This window comes from Actinoplanes sp. NBRC 103695, from assembly GCF_030269485.1.
GTDB lineage: Bacteria > Actinomycetota > Actinomycetes > Mycobacteriales > Micromonosporaceae > Actinoplanes.
This window is the reverse complement of the sequence record NZ_BSTL01000004.1, coordinates 422,663-439,703: the sequence shown is the minus strand read 5'-3', so window position 1 is coordinate 439,703 and position 17,041 is coordinate 422,663. Positions and strand designations below refer to the sequence as shown.

The window sequence follows — 17,041 nt, the reverse complement described above, 5'->3', positions numbered from 1 at the left end:
GTCAGGCGTCCAGGCCGGCGGCCCTGGCCATGTGTGCGGCGTACCAGGCCGGCCACTGCTCGTCGAAGACGCCGCCGAGCTGCTCCTTCTCGTACTCGCCGTGGGCCGCCGCCGCGTCGCGCAGGGCCTGCTCCACCTCGGCCGCCGACCGGTAGACGACGCGGTCGACCCGGCCGGCGCGACGCTCGGTGACCTCCTGCAGGACGAACTCGTTGCCGTCCGGGTCGGCGAAGGACGCGAACGACGCGTACGAGGCGCGCGCCGGCTGCGGACCGGGGACCCGGCCGGTCGTACCCGCGTGGTGGAACATGCCGCCCTGGTCGTGGAACACCTCGCTGACCTCGACGCCCTTGCCGGCCAGTTCCGACCGGGCGGCGACCACGTCGTCGACGACCAGGTGCAGGCCGCGGGCCGATCCGGGGGCCGCGTCGGTCACCCCGGAACCGAAGACGATCGAGGCCGCCGAGCCGGGCGGTGTCACATGCACGACCCGGAACCCGTCCGGCCCCGCGACGTCGACGTCCTCGCGGCACCCGATCCGGCGGTAGAACTCCTTGGCCCGGTCGACGTCGGCCACGGGAACCACAATCACCTCGAGCTTGAATTCCATGTGTACAGCTTGGGGCATTTTCCCCGGCGCGCGGGGAACCCGGTGACTTAAGGCACAAGAAAGGTTGTGTCCGAACGGCTGACGGAAGACCGACCGAATGGTGAAAAGATCTCCGTTAACCGGGTCCTCATCGGACTGAGCTGGGAAAAGTCGCCGACTGTCGGGTTTGGACAGGACCCCGGAAACACCAATTCACATCAATACGGATCGGTAGCATGTCGAGCACGTGCTGCAACCGCAGCATGATCAATGCGTGGTCGCCGCCGGGGAGGACGTGTGTCGACTGGGCCGCTGACGCGCCGACCCACACGGGTCGGTCTTCTGCGTCCCCGGCTGATCGACGCGCTCGGCGGTCTGCGGTCCGCCCGGCTCGCGATCGTCGCCGCTCCGGCGGGCACCGGGAAGACCACACTGCTGGCGCAGTACGCGCACGGCTGGCCCGGCGCGGTCGGCTGGTGGCAGGTCGAACCCGGCAACGCGACGGTGGATGCCGTGGTCAGCGGCGTGTGGCGAGCGGTCGGCGACCCGGCACAGCCCGCGCCCGCGAGCCTGGACGCGCTGGCCGCGAGGCTGGCCGCCGCCCCGCCCGACGACCGGCTGCTGATCGTCGACGACCTGCACTACCTGAACGGGACGGACGCCGAGGCCGCGCTCGAGTCGCTGATCCTGCGATTCCCGGACGCGTTGCGGGTGCTGATCGGGACCAGGCGGATGCCCGGCTTCAACCTGTTCCGGCACGAGCTCGACTCCACCTCCGTGATCGGCTCCGAGGACCTGCGGTTCCGGTCGTGGGAGGTGGAGTACCTGCTCTCCGACGTCTACCGCGAGCCGCTGCCACCCGACGACGTGGCCGCGCTGACCCGCCGGCTCAACGGCTGGGCGGCCGGCGTGCACATGTTCCACCTGTCGACCAGCGCGCGGTCGCTCGCCGAGCGGCGCCGGGCGATCGCCGCGCTGGACGGCCGTTCCGCGCTGACCCGGGGCTACCTGGCCCGGACGGTGCTCGCCGAACTCCCCACCGACCTGCGCGAGTTCATGGTCCTCACCTGCGTCTTCGAGACCCTGACGGCGGCGCGTTGCGAGCGGCTGCTCGACCATCCGGGGCACAGCGCCCGGCTGCTGGCCGAGCTGGACAGGCGCCAGGCCTTCACGTCCACCAGCGACGGTGGCGAGACCTACCGCTACCACGACGTGCTGCGCGCGCACCTGGGCGGATCGCTGGCCGAGCAGCTCGGCGAGTCCGGCGCCCGCGAGTGGCACGCCCGCGCGGCCGGGCAGCTGGTCGTCGAGGGCGCGCTGGTGGAGGCCGCCCGGGCGTACGCACGGGCCGAGGAGTGGGCCAAGGTCCGCAAACTGCTCGACGAGGTCGGCGGGCGGGTCGCCGAGGAGGACATCGAGCCGTGGCGCGAGCTGCTGCCGGGCTGGCTGGTGGCCGGCGACCCGTGGCTGATCTACGCCGAGGCGCGGCAGCTGCTCGGCCGCGGCATGCTCACCGCGGCGGTGGAGCGGCTGCGGCAGGCCGAGGAGCACCTGGGTGACGAGCGCAGCCGCGCGCCGGTGCGGGCTCTGCGGCACACCATCGCGGTCTGGCTGCCGGGCGGGAACGCGCCCGCCGCCCCCGGCCTGGGCCGGCTGCGCGGGGCGGTCCGCGGGCACCCGGCGCTGACCGCGAGCACGTCGGCCGACCAGCCGCTGGTGGCCGCGCTCGCGCACCTGGTCGCGGGCAACGTCGCGGAGGTGCGGCGGACGCTGCCCGAGCGTACGCCGGAGGCCACCGACCTGCCCGAGCTGACCGCTCGTCTGGTGGACGCGGTGCTGGCGACCTCCGAGCGCCGGCCCGACGCCCGGGCCCGGCTCGGCGCGGTGCTCGCCGCCGCCGAACGCGCCCGGCTGCCCTGGCTGGTCCGGCTGGCCCGGGCCGGCGCCGCGCTGAGCGGCCATCCGGAGGCTCTCGCCGACGCGCGCGCGGTGATCCGCGAGTGCGACCGGGACGGCGACCAGTGGGGCGGGATGCTCGCCCTCGGCATGGTCTGCCTGGCCCGTTCGACGACCGACGAGGTCGAGCCGTCCGATGTGGACGACGCCGCGGACTGGCTGGGGCGCTGCCGGGCGGTGGACGCCGCCGCGCTGGCCGCGTGGGCACAGTCGTTCCTGGCGCTGGCGTCGGCGCGGGCCGACGTGGAGGACGCCGAGCTGGAGGCGCAGCGGGCGGACGCGCTCGCCCGGTCGGCCGGGGTGCCCGGCGCCCGGGTGGCCGCGCTGGCCGCCGCCGCGCGCTGCGGCGCCACCCGCGCCGACGTTCCCGCGCTGGCCGTCGAGTGCGGGCTGCCGGTCGCGCTCGCCACCCACTGGGCGGGCGACGAGGGCCGGCGGGCCTCGGTGACCGAACCGCCGCCGATCGAGGTGTGGTGCCTGGGCGGCTTCCGGATCCGCCGGAGCGGCGTCGAACTGGACCTGTCCCTGATCAAGCCGCGCACCCGGGCGGCGTTGCGGCTGCTGGCCACGTACGCCGGCCGTCCGGTGCACCGGGAGAACCTGATCGAGGCGCTGTGGCCGGAGATGCCGCTCGCCCAGGCCACCCGGAGCCTTCAGGTGGCGCTCTCCAGCCTGCGCACGTTCCTGGAGCCGGGCCTCGGCCGCGGCCAGTCCGAGCTGATCGTGCGGCACGGCGAGGCGTACGAGCTGGCCCTGCCCCGCGGCGGCGCGAGCGACGTGGCGCGGTTCCGGGCCGCTCTCGGCGAGGCACAGCGCTGTGAGCTGATCGACGACACCCCGGGCCGGACGTACGCGCTGCGGGTCGCCCTGCACACGTACGGCGGCGAACTGCTCCCCGAGGACGGCCCGGCGGAATGGGTCGTGCCGGAACGCGCCCTCCTGCAGCGGCATGCCGCCGAGGCCGCGGCCGAGCTGGCCCGGCTGCAGCTGGACGCCGGCGCGGTGTCCGACGCGATGCTCACCGCGCGACGCTGCGTGGAGATCGACCGGTACAGCGATCCGGGCTGGCGGCTGCTGATCGAGGCCTGCGAGCTGGTGCCCAACCCGGCCGCGGCGGCCCGGGCCAAACGCGGCTACGCCGAGATGCTGGCCTCGCTCGGCATCCAGCCGAGCGAGACCCTGGCACGCACCGCGTCCTGAGCGGCTCCGCCCAGGTGGCTGGTGGTGGACGGTGACTGACACTCCATGGCGAGCCACCGTTCAACACCGGCCACCTACCCCCGCTTGCGGAACTCGAGCTCGCCCACCGCGCAGAGGTCGGCGGTCTTCTCGTCGTAGCAGGAGATGATCGTCAGCCGGACCGCCTTGACGCTGCTGGCCTTGACCTGGAAGGTCTGACCGCCCGGCTTGTCCTGCACCACGAGCGGGAACGTCTTCTGCTCGTTGTCGTCATCGGTGGTCGTGATCACCACGTCGTGCGGCCGGCCCTGCGAGATGAACTTCTTCTGCACCGTGGAGACGCCGGGCGTGATGATCACGTTGAGCAGGCGCACCGGCTGCTCGAACGACGCCTCGATCCACTGCCCGCTGCCGCCCTCCGCCTTCACCGGGGCCCAGAACTTGTTGCTGGCACCGTCGGCGATCAGCGACGGGTCGGCGCCGCGGGACGACGACGAGGCGGTCAGGGCGGACGGGCGCACCGGCACCGGGTCGGAGCTGCTGTCCCGGATGTAGGAGACGAACCGATTCAGATAGGTGCGGGTGGGCAGCACCGTGAACATCGCGACGATCAGGCCGACCGCCACCAGCAACCCGATGATCGTCCGCAGCCAGCCACCGTTGCGCTGCACCCGCCGGGTGCCCGCCTCGTAACGCCGCCCGCGTCCGGTGATCTTGTCCCAGAGCCGCCGCCACCAGGACCGCTTCTTCTCCTCGGACACCGGCCGGGCGAGCAGATGGCCGCAGGACCGGCAGAACTTGCGGGTGGCGACGTTGCCGACGCCGCAGTTGGCGCACTCGATGTCGCCGGGCGTCTCGGTCGCCGGCTCGTCGCTGGTGTTCTGGACGTACCGGCGCTGCCGATCGTCCGGCTGGACCAGCCGGATGCCGGTGTCGGCGGCCGCCGTCTCCTTGGCGACCGGCGCCGGCTTCGGCTTCGGCTCCGGTGGCCTGGGGGCCAGAGTCTCGGGCCGGGGCGTGACAGGTTCCGGCGGCCGGGGCGTGACGGGCTCCGGCGGCCTCGGCGGCTCCGGTTTCTGCGTGTCGGGGGTCGGAGGCGAGACCGGAGCGGCCGTCGTGGTGCCACCGCCGCTCTGCGCGACCTGGGTGGTGCCGGCCTTCGCGGTGGAGGCGGCGTCGTCGCCGGCCCACTCCAGGAAAGTGCCGCACTCGCCGCAGAACTGGGTGCCGGGCGGGTTCCTGGTCCCGCACTCCGGACAGACGATCATCTATGAGTCCCCTCGTACACGAAAATCTTTATGACTGCTCGATCTCGAGACTCACCCGCACGTGCGCGGGCACCGCGTCGACCACGGCCGACCGCAGGCGAGCGGCATCCACCGTGCCGGGATCGGCGACCCGGACCCTGACGGACACCCACGGGGGTTCGTCGCCCGGCACGTCCCCGCCGGACTCCTCGCTCCAGCGGCACACCCCGCTGTCGGTCACCTCCACCTCGCCGCCGGTCAGCAGGCGCACCTGCCAGGCCAGCGCCTCCGTGGTGCCGCGGCGGCGGTGCAGGTCGACCGCGTTGGCGACCAGCTCGCGCTTCTTCTCCATCGGCCAGGCGTCGTCGAGCGGGAAGGCCACCCACTGCGACAGCCAGGCCAGGAAGTCGTCCGGGGCGAGACGCGGATCCAGGTACGCCGGGAACGAGTCCAGGGTGAGGAAGATCGGCGCCAGCACCTCGTCCAGGGCGGAGGTGAACCGCTGCGTGAACTCGTCCTCGTGGTACACGGCGGGCAGGCGCTCGCCGATCGGGTGCGGCGTGGGCATGCCGGACAGGCCGAGGCGCATCAGTGGCTCCCCGTCACCCGGACCTGGTGGCCGAACGAGAACGGCAGCGCGTTGCCCGGCAGGTCGAGCCGCTGCACCGGGTTGCCGCGCTGGCCGGTGATCGGGTCGGCGCCGAACAGCCGGACGTCCTCGACCAGATCGACGCCGGGCAGCTGCTGCAGCACGGCGTAGATGTCGCCGGCCTGCACCGGACGCCCGAACGGCCAGCCGTCACCGTCCGGACCGCCGTAGATCGGGTCCAGGTACGCGTACAGCGCCTCCCTGGCCTGTTCGCGAACCGCCTCCGGGGTGCTGCGGCGGCGCGCCACCACCGAGGCGACGACCGTGACGCCCTGGTAGAACGGCGGCTCGACGGAGATCCGGGCGCCCAGGCAGCGCCGCTCGTCGAGGTACCGGGCGATCCGGGCGAGCAGGTCCGCGCTGGGCTTGAGGTGGGCGAACTCGATCGTGCCGTCGTCGCCGGGCGCGACCGCGGGCACCACCAGCACGCGTACCGCGGCCGACTCGTCGCTGACCGGGACGCAGCGCACCCGGGCGGCCTCCGGCGCCGCCTCACGGGCCAGCAGCTCGTGGTCCTCCGCGGTGACCGCGCGGTAGCGGGTCCGCAGGCTGAGCGGGCCACGCACGGCGGCGTCCTTCACCGACTCGCCGTCCACACCGCCCGAGGCCGGCCGCCGGTTGGTGACCGTGCTGACGAACGGCACCGGGTTGCGCTGCACCGTGAGCGAGTCCCGGGCGACGTTGCCGCGCCGGCCGCCGCCGGTCAGGTAGCGCCGGATCCGGATCGGGGCGCCCTTGGGCGGCACCTCGCCGTAGAAGCGCAGCCCGCCGGACGCCTCCCGGACGACCGGGCCGAAGACCACCTCGCCGCTGTTCCGGTCGACCATGAAGTGCAGGTCCTCGGGGCCGGACTCGGAGAACGACGGCACCTCGCGCCACTCCTGCCAGCCGTCGCCGCCGGCCACCTCCAGGACCAGCGGCTCGTCGGAGGCGACCACCGGGCGACGGGCCAGCAGGAACCGCTGCCCGGGCACGCCCTCGGAGAGCCCCAGCGTCTCGTCCTTGACCACCTCGGCGTGCACCGCGCGGGTGGTGCCGCCGACCGTGCTGGCCACCGCCGAGGTCAGCTTCGGCGACTGCCGGTACGGCGGCTGGCCGAGGTCCGGCTCCACCACCTTGCAGCGCAGCCACCCGGCCCGCTGCCGGCCCAGGACCGACGCGGCGTGCGTGGCCGGCAGGTGCAGGATCACGTCGCCGGTCCGGTTGAAGCCACCGGTGGAGTCCTTGCCCACCTCGCACGGCGCCCAGCCGTCGCCGTCCCAGGCGGTCCACTCCCACGGCGGGTACCGCGGGTCGACGCCGACGCCTTCCGCCTCGCACTCCACCCGCAGCAGCACGGCGCCGCCGGGCACCGGATTGGACAGGCCGAAGTAGACGGTGTCGCCGGGCTGCGGCTCGTTGCTGAAGAGCGGGATCGGCACGCCGGACTTCAGATCCTCGGACCGCTCGGCCGGGTTGCCCTCCGCCGCCGCCGTCATCACCCGCTCCAGGCGGGACGCCTCGATCCGCAGCGCGGACTGCGTGGTGAAGACGACCGGGTCGCCCGCCTCGGTCGCGACCGTGGCGACCTGCGAGTCGCCCGGCACCGTGACCACCTCGTCCTGCACCGCGGACAGCCAGAACGTGACGTCGGCGGAGGCCATGGTCGGCGGCAGCAGGGACACGCCGATCAGGTCGAGGAAGCGGAGCAGGTGCAGGTCGGGCATCCGGTTCAGCCGGTAGATCAGCTGATCGGTCATGAACGCGAACGTCTCGATGAGCGTGACGCCCGGATCGGACACGTTGTGGTCGGTCCACTCCGGGTTGCGCTCCTGCACCATCCGCTTCGCCTCGTCGACCAGGTCCTGGAAGCGACGGTCGTCGAGGTTGGGCACCGGCAGCGGCATCAGTTTCCTCCGGTAATGCGGGCCACGGCGGACGGGCCCGCCTCGATCTCGGCGTCGCCGCGCGAGGGGATGACATAGAACGGGAAGACCAGGTTGCGGGGGTCGTTGGTGCCGCGGATCGCGTACTCGATGTCGATCAGCAGCGTGTCGGAGCGGCCCGGTGCGAAACCGACCCGGACGTCCAGCAGGTCGATGCGCGGCTCCCAGCGCTCCAGGGAGAGGCGCACCTCGTACGCGATCCGCCCGGCCGTGGACGCGTCCGCGGGGGCGAACACCAGCTCGTGGATGTTGCACCCGAACTCCGGCCGCATCGGCCGCTCCCCCGGCGCGGTGGCCAGGATGAGCCGGATGCTCTCCACGATCTCCCGGTCGCCGCGCACCAGCGCGATCGAGCCGGTGGGGTCGGTACGCAGCGGGAACGCCCACCCCGCCCCGACGAACCTCGACGGATCCTGCATCGTCAGCCTCCTAGCCGATCAGCACGGTCGGGCAGCCGGGCGGGAGGATCGGCGCGCCGCAGCCGGACTTGTCGCCGACCCGCGCGGCCGGTTTCCCGCCGATCAGCACGGTCAGCGACCCGGGCGGGATGATCGGGGTCGGCGGGTGCGGCGGCTGCGGGAACGCGCAGGTGTGCAGGTCGCCGACCACGGCCGCGGGCATGCCGCCGATCAGCACGGTCGGCACACCGGGGCCGGTGATCACCCCGGGGTGCGGGGTGCGGTCGGTGACCCGGGCGGCGGGCATGCCCATGACAGCTCCTCAGTTCAACTTGATCGGGGTGCCGGAGACGGTCACCGGGCCGGAGGCCTTCACGTCGGTCTTGGACTGGCCGGCCAGCGACGCGGTCATGCCCTTCATGTCGAGCGCGCCGGAGCCGGCGTCGATCTTCACGCCGTTCGGGCCCTTGATCTCGACGGTCTTCGTCGCGGTCAGCTTGATCACGTCGCCCTTGGCCTCGACCGTGCCGGTCTTGACGTCCAGCCGCACCGAGAGCTTGCCGTCGCCGGTGGCCACCAGCACGCCGCCGTCCTCGATGAACTGGATGGTGTGGCCCTTGCGGGAGACGAAACCGCGCACCGCGACCGCGCCGCTGCCGCCGTCGACCGGCTCGACCTCCAGCTTCGGCACCTTGTCGACGCCGTTGTGCATGCCGCCCAGCACGTACGCGTTGTCCGGGTCGCCGTGCACGAAGCCGACCAGCACCTCGTCCTTGACCTCGGGGAGCACCAGGAAGCCCCGGTCGGCTCCCGCGCCCGGCTGGACCACACGCGCCCAGCCGGTCACGTACTCCTTGTCCAGCCACGGGAAGGTCACCTTGACCCGGCCCATCTTGCGCGGGTCCTTGATGTCGCTGACCAGGCCCGGCACCAGGCCGCTGGTCGCACCGGCCGGCAGGCTCGTGCCGCCGCCGGCCAGGTCGTAGAGCGAACGCTCGGTCCGCCCGGCCACGGTGAACATGGTCCGGTAGCCGTCCGTCGGGCTGAACGTGTGCCGGGTCTGCGTCAGCACGTACTTGCCGACGAACGGCTCGCCGACGTTCGTCAGCGCGACCGCGATACCGGCCCGCAGCTTGGGATTGCCCTTCGCGACGCCGTCCAGCTCCACCGCCGAGCCGCCGAGCTGATCGGCCAGCGAGGTGGCGACCGCCTTCACGGTTTCGGCGGTCTGCCAGGCCGGGTCGGCGGCCCGCAACGGCGGCGCGCCGACCTTGGAGGCGATGTCGGTCGGGCTGGCGCCGGCCACCTCCATGCCGGGCAGGCGCGGGGTCGCGGTCGCGGTCACCGCCTGCTTGTGTTCCATGTCCCAGCCGTACGCCTCGACGCTCGGCACCTGGTGCGTGGCGCGGACCGTGGCCCGCAGCGAGATCAGGTTGCTGCGCGCCTCCAGGACCAGCGGGCTCGTGGCGGCCTTGGCGTTGGTGGCCGGCGCCTTGGCCGGCGGCTCCGGCAGCTGGAAGCAGAGCGCGCCGTCCTCGATGGCCAGGTGCGCGCCGACCAGGTCGGCCAGGGCCGACAGGAACTCCCAGTCGCTCACGTTGTTCTGCGAGATCTGGCCGTCCTTGCCCGCGCCCACGCCCGGGACGGTGTCGATCTTGCCGACCTTCACGCCGGCCCGCTGCGCGACCTTGCGGACGATGTCGGAAAGACTCATTCCCGGGTACGCGGCGACGCGCCGGCCGCGGAACAGCTTGTGGGCGACGTCCTGGCCGCGAACCTCGATGATCGTCCCGACCGGGTCCAGGTCCAGCTCGATCGCGGTGACCTCGCCGTCGATCAGCACCTCCGGCCCGGCCGGCTCGGCGGTCTGCACGGACACCTTGACCTTGCTGGCGATCTTGATGCCGGCCTTGTTCAGGACGATGCCCGCCGGGTCGCGGAAGCGCAACGCGAACACATCCGGCAGATTCCGGCTGTCGTCCACATAGGTCAGCGCCAGCAGCGACGCGACGTCGGCCGGCAGCTGGTTCCCGTTGACCGTGATGATCGGCGAGTTGGAGAAGCTCTCATTCGCCATGGCGGGCGGCCACCTCCTCGGGCGCCGGGATCAGCAGCCGCGAGCCGGGAGCGAGCCGCAGCGGGTCGTCGATGTCGTTGAGCTCGGCGATCTCCCGCCACGCGTTCGGGTCACCGAAGGCGCGGTAGGCCACCGACGGCAGGGTGTCACCGGCGATGACCGTGTGGGTGTCCCGGGCGGCCAGTGCGCCCGATGTCGGGTTCTGCCCGCCCGTCTCGCCGGCGATCTCCTCCAGCACCACGGTGACCAGCGCACGGACCGGCATACCGGCCGGCGTGAACAGGGTGTACTTGGCGCTCACCGAGCTGACGTAGGACGGGAATCCGGTGAGCCCGCCCCACGAGAAGATCACCCAGGGCGGCGAGCCCTTCTTGGAGTTCCGGCTCTTCTCCGTCGGCACGCAGCAGGAGAAGAGCTTCTCCACGGTCTTCACGACGCCGTCGTCCATCTTCTCCGTGGAGTCGAGGAACATCTCCAGGTTGAGCTTGCTCGGGTCGGAGCCCATGAACTGCGGCGGCGCGCTCTTCTCGGCGTTGGGCTTGTTGTCCCGGTTCCACTTGGCGTTCTTGGCGATCACCAGTTCCTTGGGGTTGTACTGGAACTCGATCACGCCGAGGACGCCGCCGATGCTGCCGGTGGTGCCGTCCGCGGCCGGCTCGCGCATCTCCAGCTTGGCGCGCTGCAGGTTCAGTGGCGTCTTGGCGAACGCCGCGCCGGCGCCGGGACCGCCGCCGGCGGGGGCCGACACGGAGCCCGACGAAGTCATGGCGACCGGCTTCGGCATGTCAGTTCATCCCTCCGCTGCCGGCGACCGGGCCGCTCAGGAAGCCGTGGTGGGCGAGCTCGAGCGTCTCGGTCGCGATCTTGGGGCTGTCGACGTTCAGCTGGGGACCGGTCCAGCGCACCGGGACCACGTCCATCAGGCCCCACTGGGCGATCACGGTGTTCTGCGCGTTCCGAGCCTCGATCGTGGCGGTCTTGCGCTTCACGCCGGAGGCCATCTCGGCGAACCACTGGGCGATCTTGATGGTGTCCTTGGTGACCGGGCGGGACAGCTTGATGTTGGTGTACTTGATCCGGGTCGGGAACTGCCACACCCAGCCGTTGTTGCCGCCCTCCTCGCGCTGCTCCACGACGAACTCGCACCCGAGCCCCTCACAGCTCAGGAACGCGCCGAAGTTCTCGCCGTCGATGCTGACGGAGAAGAAGACGGCGACGGCCTCCTCGATGTCCGACATGGAACTCTCCCTTCGTGCTTCGGCTCGTCCGGGTCAGTGCCGCAGGTCGGTGAGCGACCCGCGGCGTTCCCGGTCCAGGCGCAGCTCTGCCTTGAGCCGGCGCAACAACGGATCGAACAACTTCTTGACCAGTTCCTCCGGTTGCGCGGCGCCACCGGCCGCGGCGGGGTCACCGGGGGCGGCCGGGGCGGCGGTCGCCACCGGGGCGGCGCCCTCCTCGGCGCGGGACACGGTCGGGGTCGGGTTCTGGGCGGAGGCGCTGACGGTGACCACCCGCGAGACGGTGACCGGCGGCGGGTCGTACCGCTGCGCGGTGTCCGCGGCGGGGGTCGCGTTGGCGGTGAGCAGCTGCATCACGGGCGAGCCCGCGGCCGGCGTCGCCGTCGACCGCTGCACGCTGCGCACGCCGGAGGCGGTGCTCAGGGTCGGCATCGGCGGAGCGGAGAACGCGCCACCGCCCATCCCGCTGTCGCCGCCACCCAGCCCACCGCCGCCGCTGCCGAGCCCGCCGCTGCCCAGGCCGCCGCCGCTGCCCAGGCCGTCGCTGCCGCCCAGCCCGCCGCCGGCCGCGAAGCTCGCGCCGAAACTGAAGCCGCCGCCCGAGCCCGGGCCGCCGCCCGCCCCGCCGCCGGATCCGGCGCTCGCGCCGTCGCTTCCGCCGGGATCCGCGAAGGTCTGTACCGGCACCGCGACGCGAGCCGGCGCACCGGCCGACGGCTCGGCGGTGAGCTGCGCGACGGGCACCGCCGGAAGGTCGGCCGGGTTGGCCGCCGGGGACGCACCCGCCGGAGCGGGCTGCGGCGTCGGCAGGTCGGTCAGCGCGGGCCGGATCGGCCGGTCCCCGACGAGCCGGGACACCACCGGCAGCCGCGGCGCGGACGCGACCGAGGCGAACGGCGCGGACGGTCCGTCCACCGGCACGAGCCGGTCGCTCGACACCGGGCGGCCCATCGGGTCACCGTGGGTCACCGCGACGGGCAGATCGGGCGCGCGCTGGGCGACAGCCAGGTCCGGCTCACGCTGAGCGATCGGCGCCGGCCCGGACTCGGCGATCCGCTGCACCGCGGAAGAACCCGAGGACGCGCTCGGCAGCGCCGAAGAGGTCGACAGGCCCGGCGCCGACCCGGAGAAGCCGGGCGAGGTCGCGGTGGTGGGCGAGGTCGCGGCGGGCAACGCCGGGAAGATCGGGCTCGCACCGAGAGTCGGCGCCGGCGCCGGCAGCGGCGCGCCGGACTCGAGCACCGGCCCGAGGCCGAGCCGCTGCACGGACGGCGCGGTGGGTGCCGGTGACGAGAACGGCATCGCGGGACCGTCCACCACCGAACCGCTGATCGGCGCGACGTCGTCGACCGGCAGAGCGGGCGCCTCGGCAGGCACCGGCCGGGTCGTCTCGAACGCGTCCGGGATCGGGTGGTCCACCCCGTCCCCACCGCCGCTCAGCCGCTGCACGGCCGAAGGCGTCGCATCGCCACCGCCGCTCATCCGCTGCACGGCCGGCGGCATGGGCTCGCCGCCGTCGCTGAGGCGCTGGACGAAGGGCGCGGCGCCGTCGCGCATCCCGGTCAGGTCGATCGGCGCGCCCAGGCCGATCCGGCGCGGCGTCTCCGGCGCGGCGCTCCGCTGCACCGGGAGGTCGAGCGAGGCGGTGGAGCCGCGCGAGGCGGGCGCGGCGGCGACGTCCCCCGAGGCGGGCGCGGCGGACCCGGACCGCTGAACGGGCGTCTCGGTGTGCGACACCGGCAGGTGCGTCGGCTGCAGGGTCGACTCGGTCCGCTGCACGGGCGGCAGGTGGAAGTGGTCGTCGTGCGCGACGGCGCCGGGCGTGTCCGCGGCCACCCGCTGCACTCCCACCTCGTCGTCGTGCGAGTCCACCGCGCGCTGGATCGGGGTGCCGGTCGACGATCCGGCCACTCGCTGCACCGGCGACGCGGAGGTCACCGGCATCGAGGCGTCGTCCATCGCCCGCTGGAGGGGCGGCAGCGACGTGCTGGTGTCGGCGGTCCGCTGCACCTGCCCGGCGGCGTCGTCCGGTGCGGACGTACCCTCCGGCTCCGGAATCGGCGGCGCCGGCGCGCCCAGCGTGGGCGCCGCCGGTCCGCTGAGCTGCGGCACCTCGGCGGGCGCCGGCTGCGGGGCGGCCACCGGCAACGTGTCGGCCGGCGCGGACGACGAGGCGGCGGAAGCGGGGCCGGGCGCCGCCTCCGGGGCGGGCGCGGCGGCCTCAGGTCCCGCCGTGATCGGCGGCGCGTCCGGGGTCAGCGGCGCGACATCCATCCCGGGCTGCGGCGAGGCCGCGACAGCCGACGACTCGGGTGGAAGGGCCGACGACTCGGCGGGAAGGGCAGGCGGCTCGGCGGGAAGGAAGGACGGCTCCGCCGGAAGGGCCGGCTCGGCCAGGCGCGACACGGTGAACGAGGCGCCCAGGTTGCGCCGCGCCTCCCGGGCCGGTGCGGGCGTGGCGACCGGCATCTGCGGCAGCGACCCGGCCGGATAGTCCGGCACGACCGTGGCCGGCCGCGCGAACTCGCCGATCGTCCCGGACGGCTCGCCCGCGCTCACCCCGTGCCCGAGGGCGCCGAGGAAGCGCGGGTCCTGCCAGGACGCCAGCGAGCCGCTGAACCGCTGAACCGGGTTCGCCAGGATGTCGTCGCCCACCATCCGCTGGATGGGGGCGACGAGGCGCCACTGGTCGGCCGGTGGGCGCGTCGGGACGACCGGCGCCGGCGTGGGTGCGGGCGCCGGTTCGTCACGCTTACGCCGCCATGGCCACATGAGACCTCACCGACCTTGACTGATGCGGGTGTTGATACGGGCGATCTCCGCCACGTAGCGGCGGCGATCCGGGTGCTCCATGTCGAGGATCTCGTCCAGCGACCAGTGGAAGTGGTAGGCGACGTACGCGACCTCCTCGTGCAGGCGGTCGGCCGCGTACGTCACGATTCCCCCGGGCGCCCACCCGCGAGGTCGATCGCGAACGAGTGCCCGCAGGACGGGCAGCCGACGCTCGCGAGGGTGTGCCCCTCGGTGTTGACGCGGCGGTACATGTCCTGGAGGAATGCGAGATCCGTGGCGAACAGGTTCTCGATGATCCCCGCGTGCACATCGGTGACGTCACCGATGTTGGTGACCACGCGGGCCAGGAGAACCACCGTCAGGTAGGCGGGGTTCTCCCGGACGCGGTCGTCGCGCAGCGGGACGAGCTCGTCCCGGCCGGTGGCGAGCCGCATCGTGCCCCTGCGGTGCACGGTGCCGGACCCGTCGACATACCCCCGGGGCAACTCGAAGTCGAACTCCGTCTGCAGGGTTTCCCGGGGCCGCTGGCTCGGCGGGCCGTCGATCGGTGGTGCGTCAGCGACGCTCGCGTTGCTGCGCCGCATGGCGCTACTCGACCTCCATCATCTCGTACGTGATGACGATCTTCTCGGTCAGAACGCTGGTGTCGCCGGCCTTGAGCGAGCCGATCTCCAGGCTCTTCGGCCACGCGGCGGTCAGCTTGTAGCGCTTGATCGCCTGACCCTCGTAGTCGTAGACGATGATGGCGCCACCCTTGCGGGCCGTGCCCATCTTGCCGAAGTGCGCGTCCTTGACCCACGACTCGAAGCTGGTGTCACCGGTGAGACCACGGGTGAGCGTCACCTCGCCGGCCTTGGGGCGGCCGGGCAGCTTCTTGATGACGTACTTGCCGTCCGCCGTGTTCTGCTTGAGCTCGATGACGTCCTGTTCCATCTTCAAGCCGCTGACCTCGGAGATCTGCTTGATCACCAGGCCGTCGACCTCGAGACCGAAGGAGTGGCCGACCGAGGTGTCCATATCCGCAAGTGGCATGGCCTTTTACCCTTTCGCTGCTGCTGACCGGTGGGGGATTACTCGCTGACCAGGCTGGTGCCGCCGGACATCTGCGCCAGGCGGAACACCACGAACTCGGCGGGCTTGACCGGCGCGATGCCGATCTCGCAGGTGACCTGCCCGTTGTCGATCTGCTCGGCCGGGTTGGTCTCCCGGTCGCAGCGGACGTAGTACGCCTCGTCGGGGGTGAGCCCGAAGAGAGCGCCCTTGCGCCACTCGGTGACGAGGAAGGACCCGACGGTGCGGCGGATCCGAGCCCACAGCGCGTCGTCGTTCGGCTCGAAGACGACCCACTGGGTGCCGACGAGGATCGACTCCTCGAGGTAGTTGAAGAGGCGGCGCACGTTCAGGTAGCGCCACGCCGGGTCGCTGGAGAGGGTGCGGGCGCCCCAGACGCGGATGCCCCGGCCGGGGAAGCTGCGGATGCAGTTGACGCCGATCGGGTTGAGCAGTTCCTGCTCCGCCTTGGTCAGCTGGGTCTGCAGGTCGACGGCGCCGCGGACGACCTCGTTGGCGGGCGCCTTGTGCACGCCGCGGGTGGCGTCGTTGCGGCCCCACACGCCGGCCATGTGGCCGCTCGGCGGGACGAAGGTGTTGGTGCCGGTCGACGGGTCGAAGACCTTTGCCCAGGGGTAGTACAGCGTGGCGTACTTCGAGTCGTAGCCGGCCAGGTCCTGGCGCCACTCGCGCACCTGCTGCGGGGACAGCCCCGGCGGCGGGTCGAGGATCGCCATCCGGTTGCCCATGAGCTCGCAGTGCGCGATCAGGCTCAGCTGCACGGCCTTGAGGGTCTCGAGGTCGATGGAGCCGTTCTGGTACGCGCTCATCAGGTCGGGCACCGAGACCATGGTGACCTCGTCGATGGCCTCCAGGCCACCGAAGCCGCTGCGCTCGGACACGTCGCCCACGTAGTCGTCGGCGACGACCGCGTGCGGCACCGGCGCCGGAACCGACGGCTGCTCGGCGACCAGCGACACCGTGCCCTTGGAGAGCCCGTTGCCGGCGGCGACCTCCTCGACGGTGATCAGCTTGGAGTGCTCGCGGAGCTGGGTGACGACGTTCTCCCGGCCGCGCTTGGTGGTGACGTTGTACTTCTCCGCCTCCTTGCCGTCCTGCTTGACGATCAGGACGGCGCGGTCCTCGGGAGCACCCTCGCCGGCGTCGTGCACCTCGACGGTGATGTTGTTGTTGTTCTGCCCGGCGGGCAGTTCCTTGGCGACGACCCGGTAGCCGCCGAGCTGCGCCTGCGGCTGGGCGACCACCCCGTTGCCGTTGCCGCCGTCCTGGCCCCCGTTGATCCGCACGATGTAGGCGTTGCCGCCACCGTTGAGGAAGTAGCCGTACACGGCGTGTGCGAGGTACTGGCCCTCGGCGAACTCGCCGAACGTGGTCGTGTACTGAGTCCAGTTCGACACCAGCGTCGGGGTGTGCACCGGTCCCTGCGGGGCGAAGCCGACGAAGGCCGCCACCGCGGTGCCCACACCTTCAATGGGTCGCGAACCGGCCTCGACCTCCTCCACGTAAACACCCGGGGAGAGATAGGTGGGCATCGCGTGCCTCCTTCAATTCACAAGTGGATCTCGGCAGCCCGGTGGGTCTGCCTCTGGTGTTCATGCTCAGCCAGCCCGCGCGGGCGAACAATGACCCGGCGATCGGTCGGGAGGGAACTCGTGGGTGCCCCAACGGGCACGAGATCGACGCGGCCGAATGATCTTCCCGAACGGGCAGCACGGCCGGCCCTGTCGGCTGCCCGAGCACGCTCCCGCCAGCAGCTACCTGGCGGAAGACTGTCGATTGCGCGACTCTGTCCGTATCCGGATCCAACCCGCGGGGGTGTGTTGGATGAGGCGCCCGGCCGAAGAGCACGACGGGGCGGGCGATGACGCACGCCGGACAACATCCTCGGTGGAGCGTGATCAGGCCGAGGGGGTGACGCA

At 72.6% G+C, this 17,041-nt stretch carries 15 protein-coding genes; 1 reads left to right on the top strand and 14 read right to left on the bottom strand.

The features are described 5' to 3' along the window. Nucleotide 1: 1 nt before the first annotated feature. Nucleotides 2-610 (bottom strand): VOC family protein, encoded by a 609-nt coding sequence (locus QSK31_RS08765; protein WP_285682646.1) that lies wholly within the window; start codon nt 608-610, stop codon nt 2-4. A 276-nt stretch (nt 611-886) separates the two neighbouring features. Here QSK31_RS08765 and QSK31_RS08760 point away from each other — a divergent pair, with 276 nt between their 5' ends. Then, nucleotides 887-3,745 (top strand): AfsR/SARP family transcriptional regulator, encoded by a 2,859-nt coding sequence (locus QSK31_RS08760; protein ID WP_285682644.1) that lies wholly within the window; start codon nt 887-889, stop codon nt 3,743-3,745. Between the two features lie 74 nt (nt 3,746-3,819). Here QSK31_RS08760 and QSK31_RS08755 read toward each other — a convergent pair whose 3' ends face one another. The 13 genes from QSK31_RS08755 to QSK31_RS08695 are packed head-to-tail and all read right to left on the bottom strand — an operon-like array spanning nt 3,820 to nt 16,654. Continuing rightward, a complete protein-coding gene (locus QSK31_RS08755) occupies nt 3,820-4,992 on the bottom strand; it encodes an NADase-type glycan-binding domain-containing protein (protein ID WP_285682643.1) in 1,173 nt (390 codons plus the stop codon). Between the two features lie 28 nt (nt 4,993-5,020). Beyond that, nucleotides 5,021-5,560: a phage tail protein gene (locus QSK31_RS08750; protein ID WP_285682642.1), complete on the bottom strand. Its 540-nt coding sequence runs from the start codon at nt 5,558-5,560 to the stop codon at nt 5,021-5,023. Further along, nucleotides 5,560-7,506, bottom strand: coding sequence for a putative baseplate assembly protein (locus QSK31_RS08745; RefSeq protein WP_285682640.1), 1,947 nt, complete (start codon nt 7,504-7,506; stop codon nt 5,560-5,562). Before QSK31_RS08745 ends, QSK31_RS08750 begins: the two co-directional genes overlap by 1 nt. After that, the gene (locus tag QSK31_RS08740; RefSeq protein ID WP_285682639.1) at nt 7,506-7,964 is read right to left on the bottom strand and encodes a GPW/gp25 family protein; all 459 of its coding nucleotides are present in this window, start codon (nt 7,962-7,964) and stop codon (nt 7,506-7,508) included. Before QSK31_RS08740 ends, QSK31_RS08745 begins: the two co-directional genes overlap by 1 nt. A 10-nt stretch (nt 7,965-7,974) precedes the next feature. Further along, nucleotides 7,975-8,256, bottom strand: a complete 282-nt coding sequence (locus QSK31_RS08735; protein ID WP_285682637.1) for a PAAR domain-containing protein — start codon at nt 8,254-8,256, stop codon at nt 7,975-7,977. A 9-nt stretch (nt 8,257-8,265) separates the two neighbouring features. After that, nucleotides 8,266-10,020 (bottom strand): VgrG-related protein, encoded by a 1,755-nt coding sequence (locus tag QSK31_RS08730; protein WP_285682635.1) that lies wholly within the window; start codon nt 10,018-10,020, stop codon nt 8,266-8,268. Continuing rightward, nucleotides 10,010-10,804 carry a CIS tube protein gene (locus QSK31_RS08725; RefSeq protein WP_285682633.1) on the bottom strand — a complete coding sequence of 265 codons (795 nt, stop codon included), beginning with the start codon at nt 10,802-10,804 and terminating at the stop codon, nt 10,010-10,012. Before QSK31_RS08725 ends, QSK31_RS08730 begins: the two co-directional genes overlap by 11 nt. Before the next feature lies 1 nt (nt 10,805). After that, a complete protein-coding gene (locus tag QSK31_RS08720; protein ID WP_285682632.1) occupies nt 10,806-11,258 on the bottom strand; it encodes a phage tail protein in 453 nt (150 codons plus the stop codon). A 33-nt stretch (nt 11,259-11,291) separates the two neighbouring features. Beyond that, the gene (locus tag QSK31_RS08715; protein WP_285682631.1) at nt 11,292-14,030 is read right to left on the bottom strand and encodes a hypothetical protein; all 2,739 of its coding nucleotides are present in this window, start codon (nt 14,028-14,030) and stop codon (nt 11,292-11,294) included. A gap of 6 nt (nt 14,031-14,036) precedes the next feature. After that, nucleotides 14,037-14,195: a DUF6760 family protein gene (locus QSK31_RS08710; RefSeq protein WP_285682630.1), complete on the bottom strand. Its 159-nt coding sequence runs from the start codon at nt 14,193-14,195 to the stop codon at nt 14,037-14,039. Further along, complete coding sequence (locus QSK31_RS08705) at nt 14,192-14,635, bottom strand: hypothetical protein (RefSeq protein ID WP_285682628.1); 444 nt, start codon at nt 14,633-14,635, stop codon at nt 14,192-14,194. Before QSK31_RS08705 ends, QSK31_RS08710 begins: the two co-directional genes overlap by 4 nt. 4 nt (nt 14,636-14,639) lie before the next feature. After that, complete coding sequence (locus QSK31_RS08700) at nt 14,640-15,083, bottom strand: phage tail protein (RefSeq protein WP_285682627.1); 444 nt, start codon at nt 15,081-15,083, stop codon at nt 14,640-14,642. 38 nt (nt 15,084-15,121) lie between these two features. After that, nucleotides 15,122-16,654 (bottom strand): phage tail sheath family protein, encoded by a 1,533-nt coding sequence (locus QSK31_RS08695; protein WP_285682626.1) that lies wholly within the window; start codon nt 16,652-16,654, stop codon nt 15,122-15,124. Between the last annotated feature and the right edge of the window lie 387 nt (nt 16,655-17,041).

What these genes read in the sequence shown, in the direction of transcription:
- QSK31_RS08765 (WP_285682646.1), bottom strand. Translation starts at nt 610, where the DNA reads ATGGAATTCAAGCTCGAGGTGATTGTGGTTCCCGTGGCCGACGTCGAC.
- QSK31_RS08755 (WP_285682643.1), bottom strand. Translation starts at nt 4,992, where the DNA reads ATGATCGTCTGTCCGGAGTGCGGGACCAGGAACCCGCCCGGCACCCAG.
- QSK31_RS08750 (WP_285682642.1), bottom strand. Translation starts at nt 5,560, where the DNA reads ATGCGCCTCGGCCTGTCCGGCATGCCCACGCCGCACCCGATCGGCGAG.
- QSK31_RS08745 (WP_285682640.1), bottom strand. Translation starts at nt 7,506, where the DNA reads ATGCCGCTGCCGGTGCCCAACCTCGACGACCGTCGCTTCCAGGACCTG.
- QSK31_RS08740 (WP_285682639.1), bottom strand. Translation starts at nt 7,964, where the DNA reads ATGCAGGATCCGTCGAGGTTCGTCGGGGCGGGGTGGGCGTTCCCGCTG.
- QSK31_RS08735 (WP_285682637.1), bottom strand. Translation starts at nt 8,256, where the DNA reads ATGGGCATGCCCGCCGCCCGGGTCACCGACCGCACCCCGCACCCCGGG.
- QSK31_RS08730 (WP_285682635.1), bottom strand. Translation starts at nt 10,020, where the DNA reads ATGGCGAATGAGAGCTTCTCCAACTCGCCGATCATCACGGTCAACGGG.
- QSK31_RS08725 (WP_285682633.1), bottom strand. Translation starts at nt 10,804, where the DNA reads ATGCCGAAGCCGGTCGCCATGACTTCGTCGGGCTCCGTGTCGGCCCCC.
- QSK31_RS08720 (WP_285682632.1), bottom strand. Translation starts at nt 11,258, where the DNA reads ATGTCGGACATCGAGGAGGCCGTCGCCGTCTTCTTCTCCGTCAGCATC.
- QSK31_RS08715 (WP_285682631.1), bottom strand. Translation starts at nt 14,030, where the DNA reads ATGTGGCCATGGCGGCGTAAGCGTGACGAACCGGCGCCCGCACCCACG.
- QSK31_RS08705 (WP_285682628.1), bottom strand. Translation starts at nt 14,635, where the DNA reads ATGCGGCGCAGCAACGCGAGCGTCGCTGACGCACCACCGATCGACGGC.
- QSK31_RS08700 (WP_285682627.1), bottom strand. Translation starts at nt 15,083, where the DNA reads ATGCCACTTGCGGATATGGACACCTCGGTCGGCCACTCCTTCGGTCTC.
- QSK31_RS08695 (WP_285682626.1), bottom strand. Translation starts at nt 16,654, where the DNA reads ATGCCCACCTATCTCTCCCCGGGTGTTTACGTGGAGGAGGTCGAGGCC.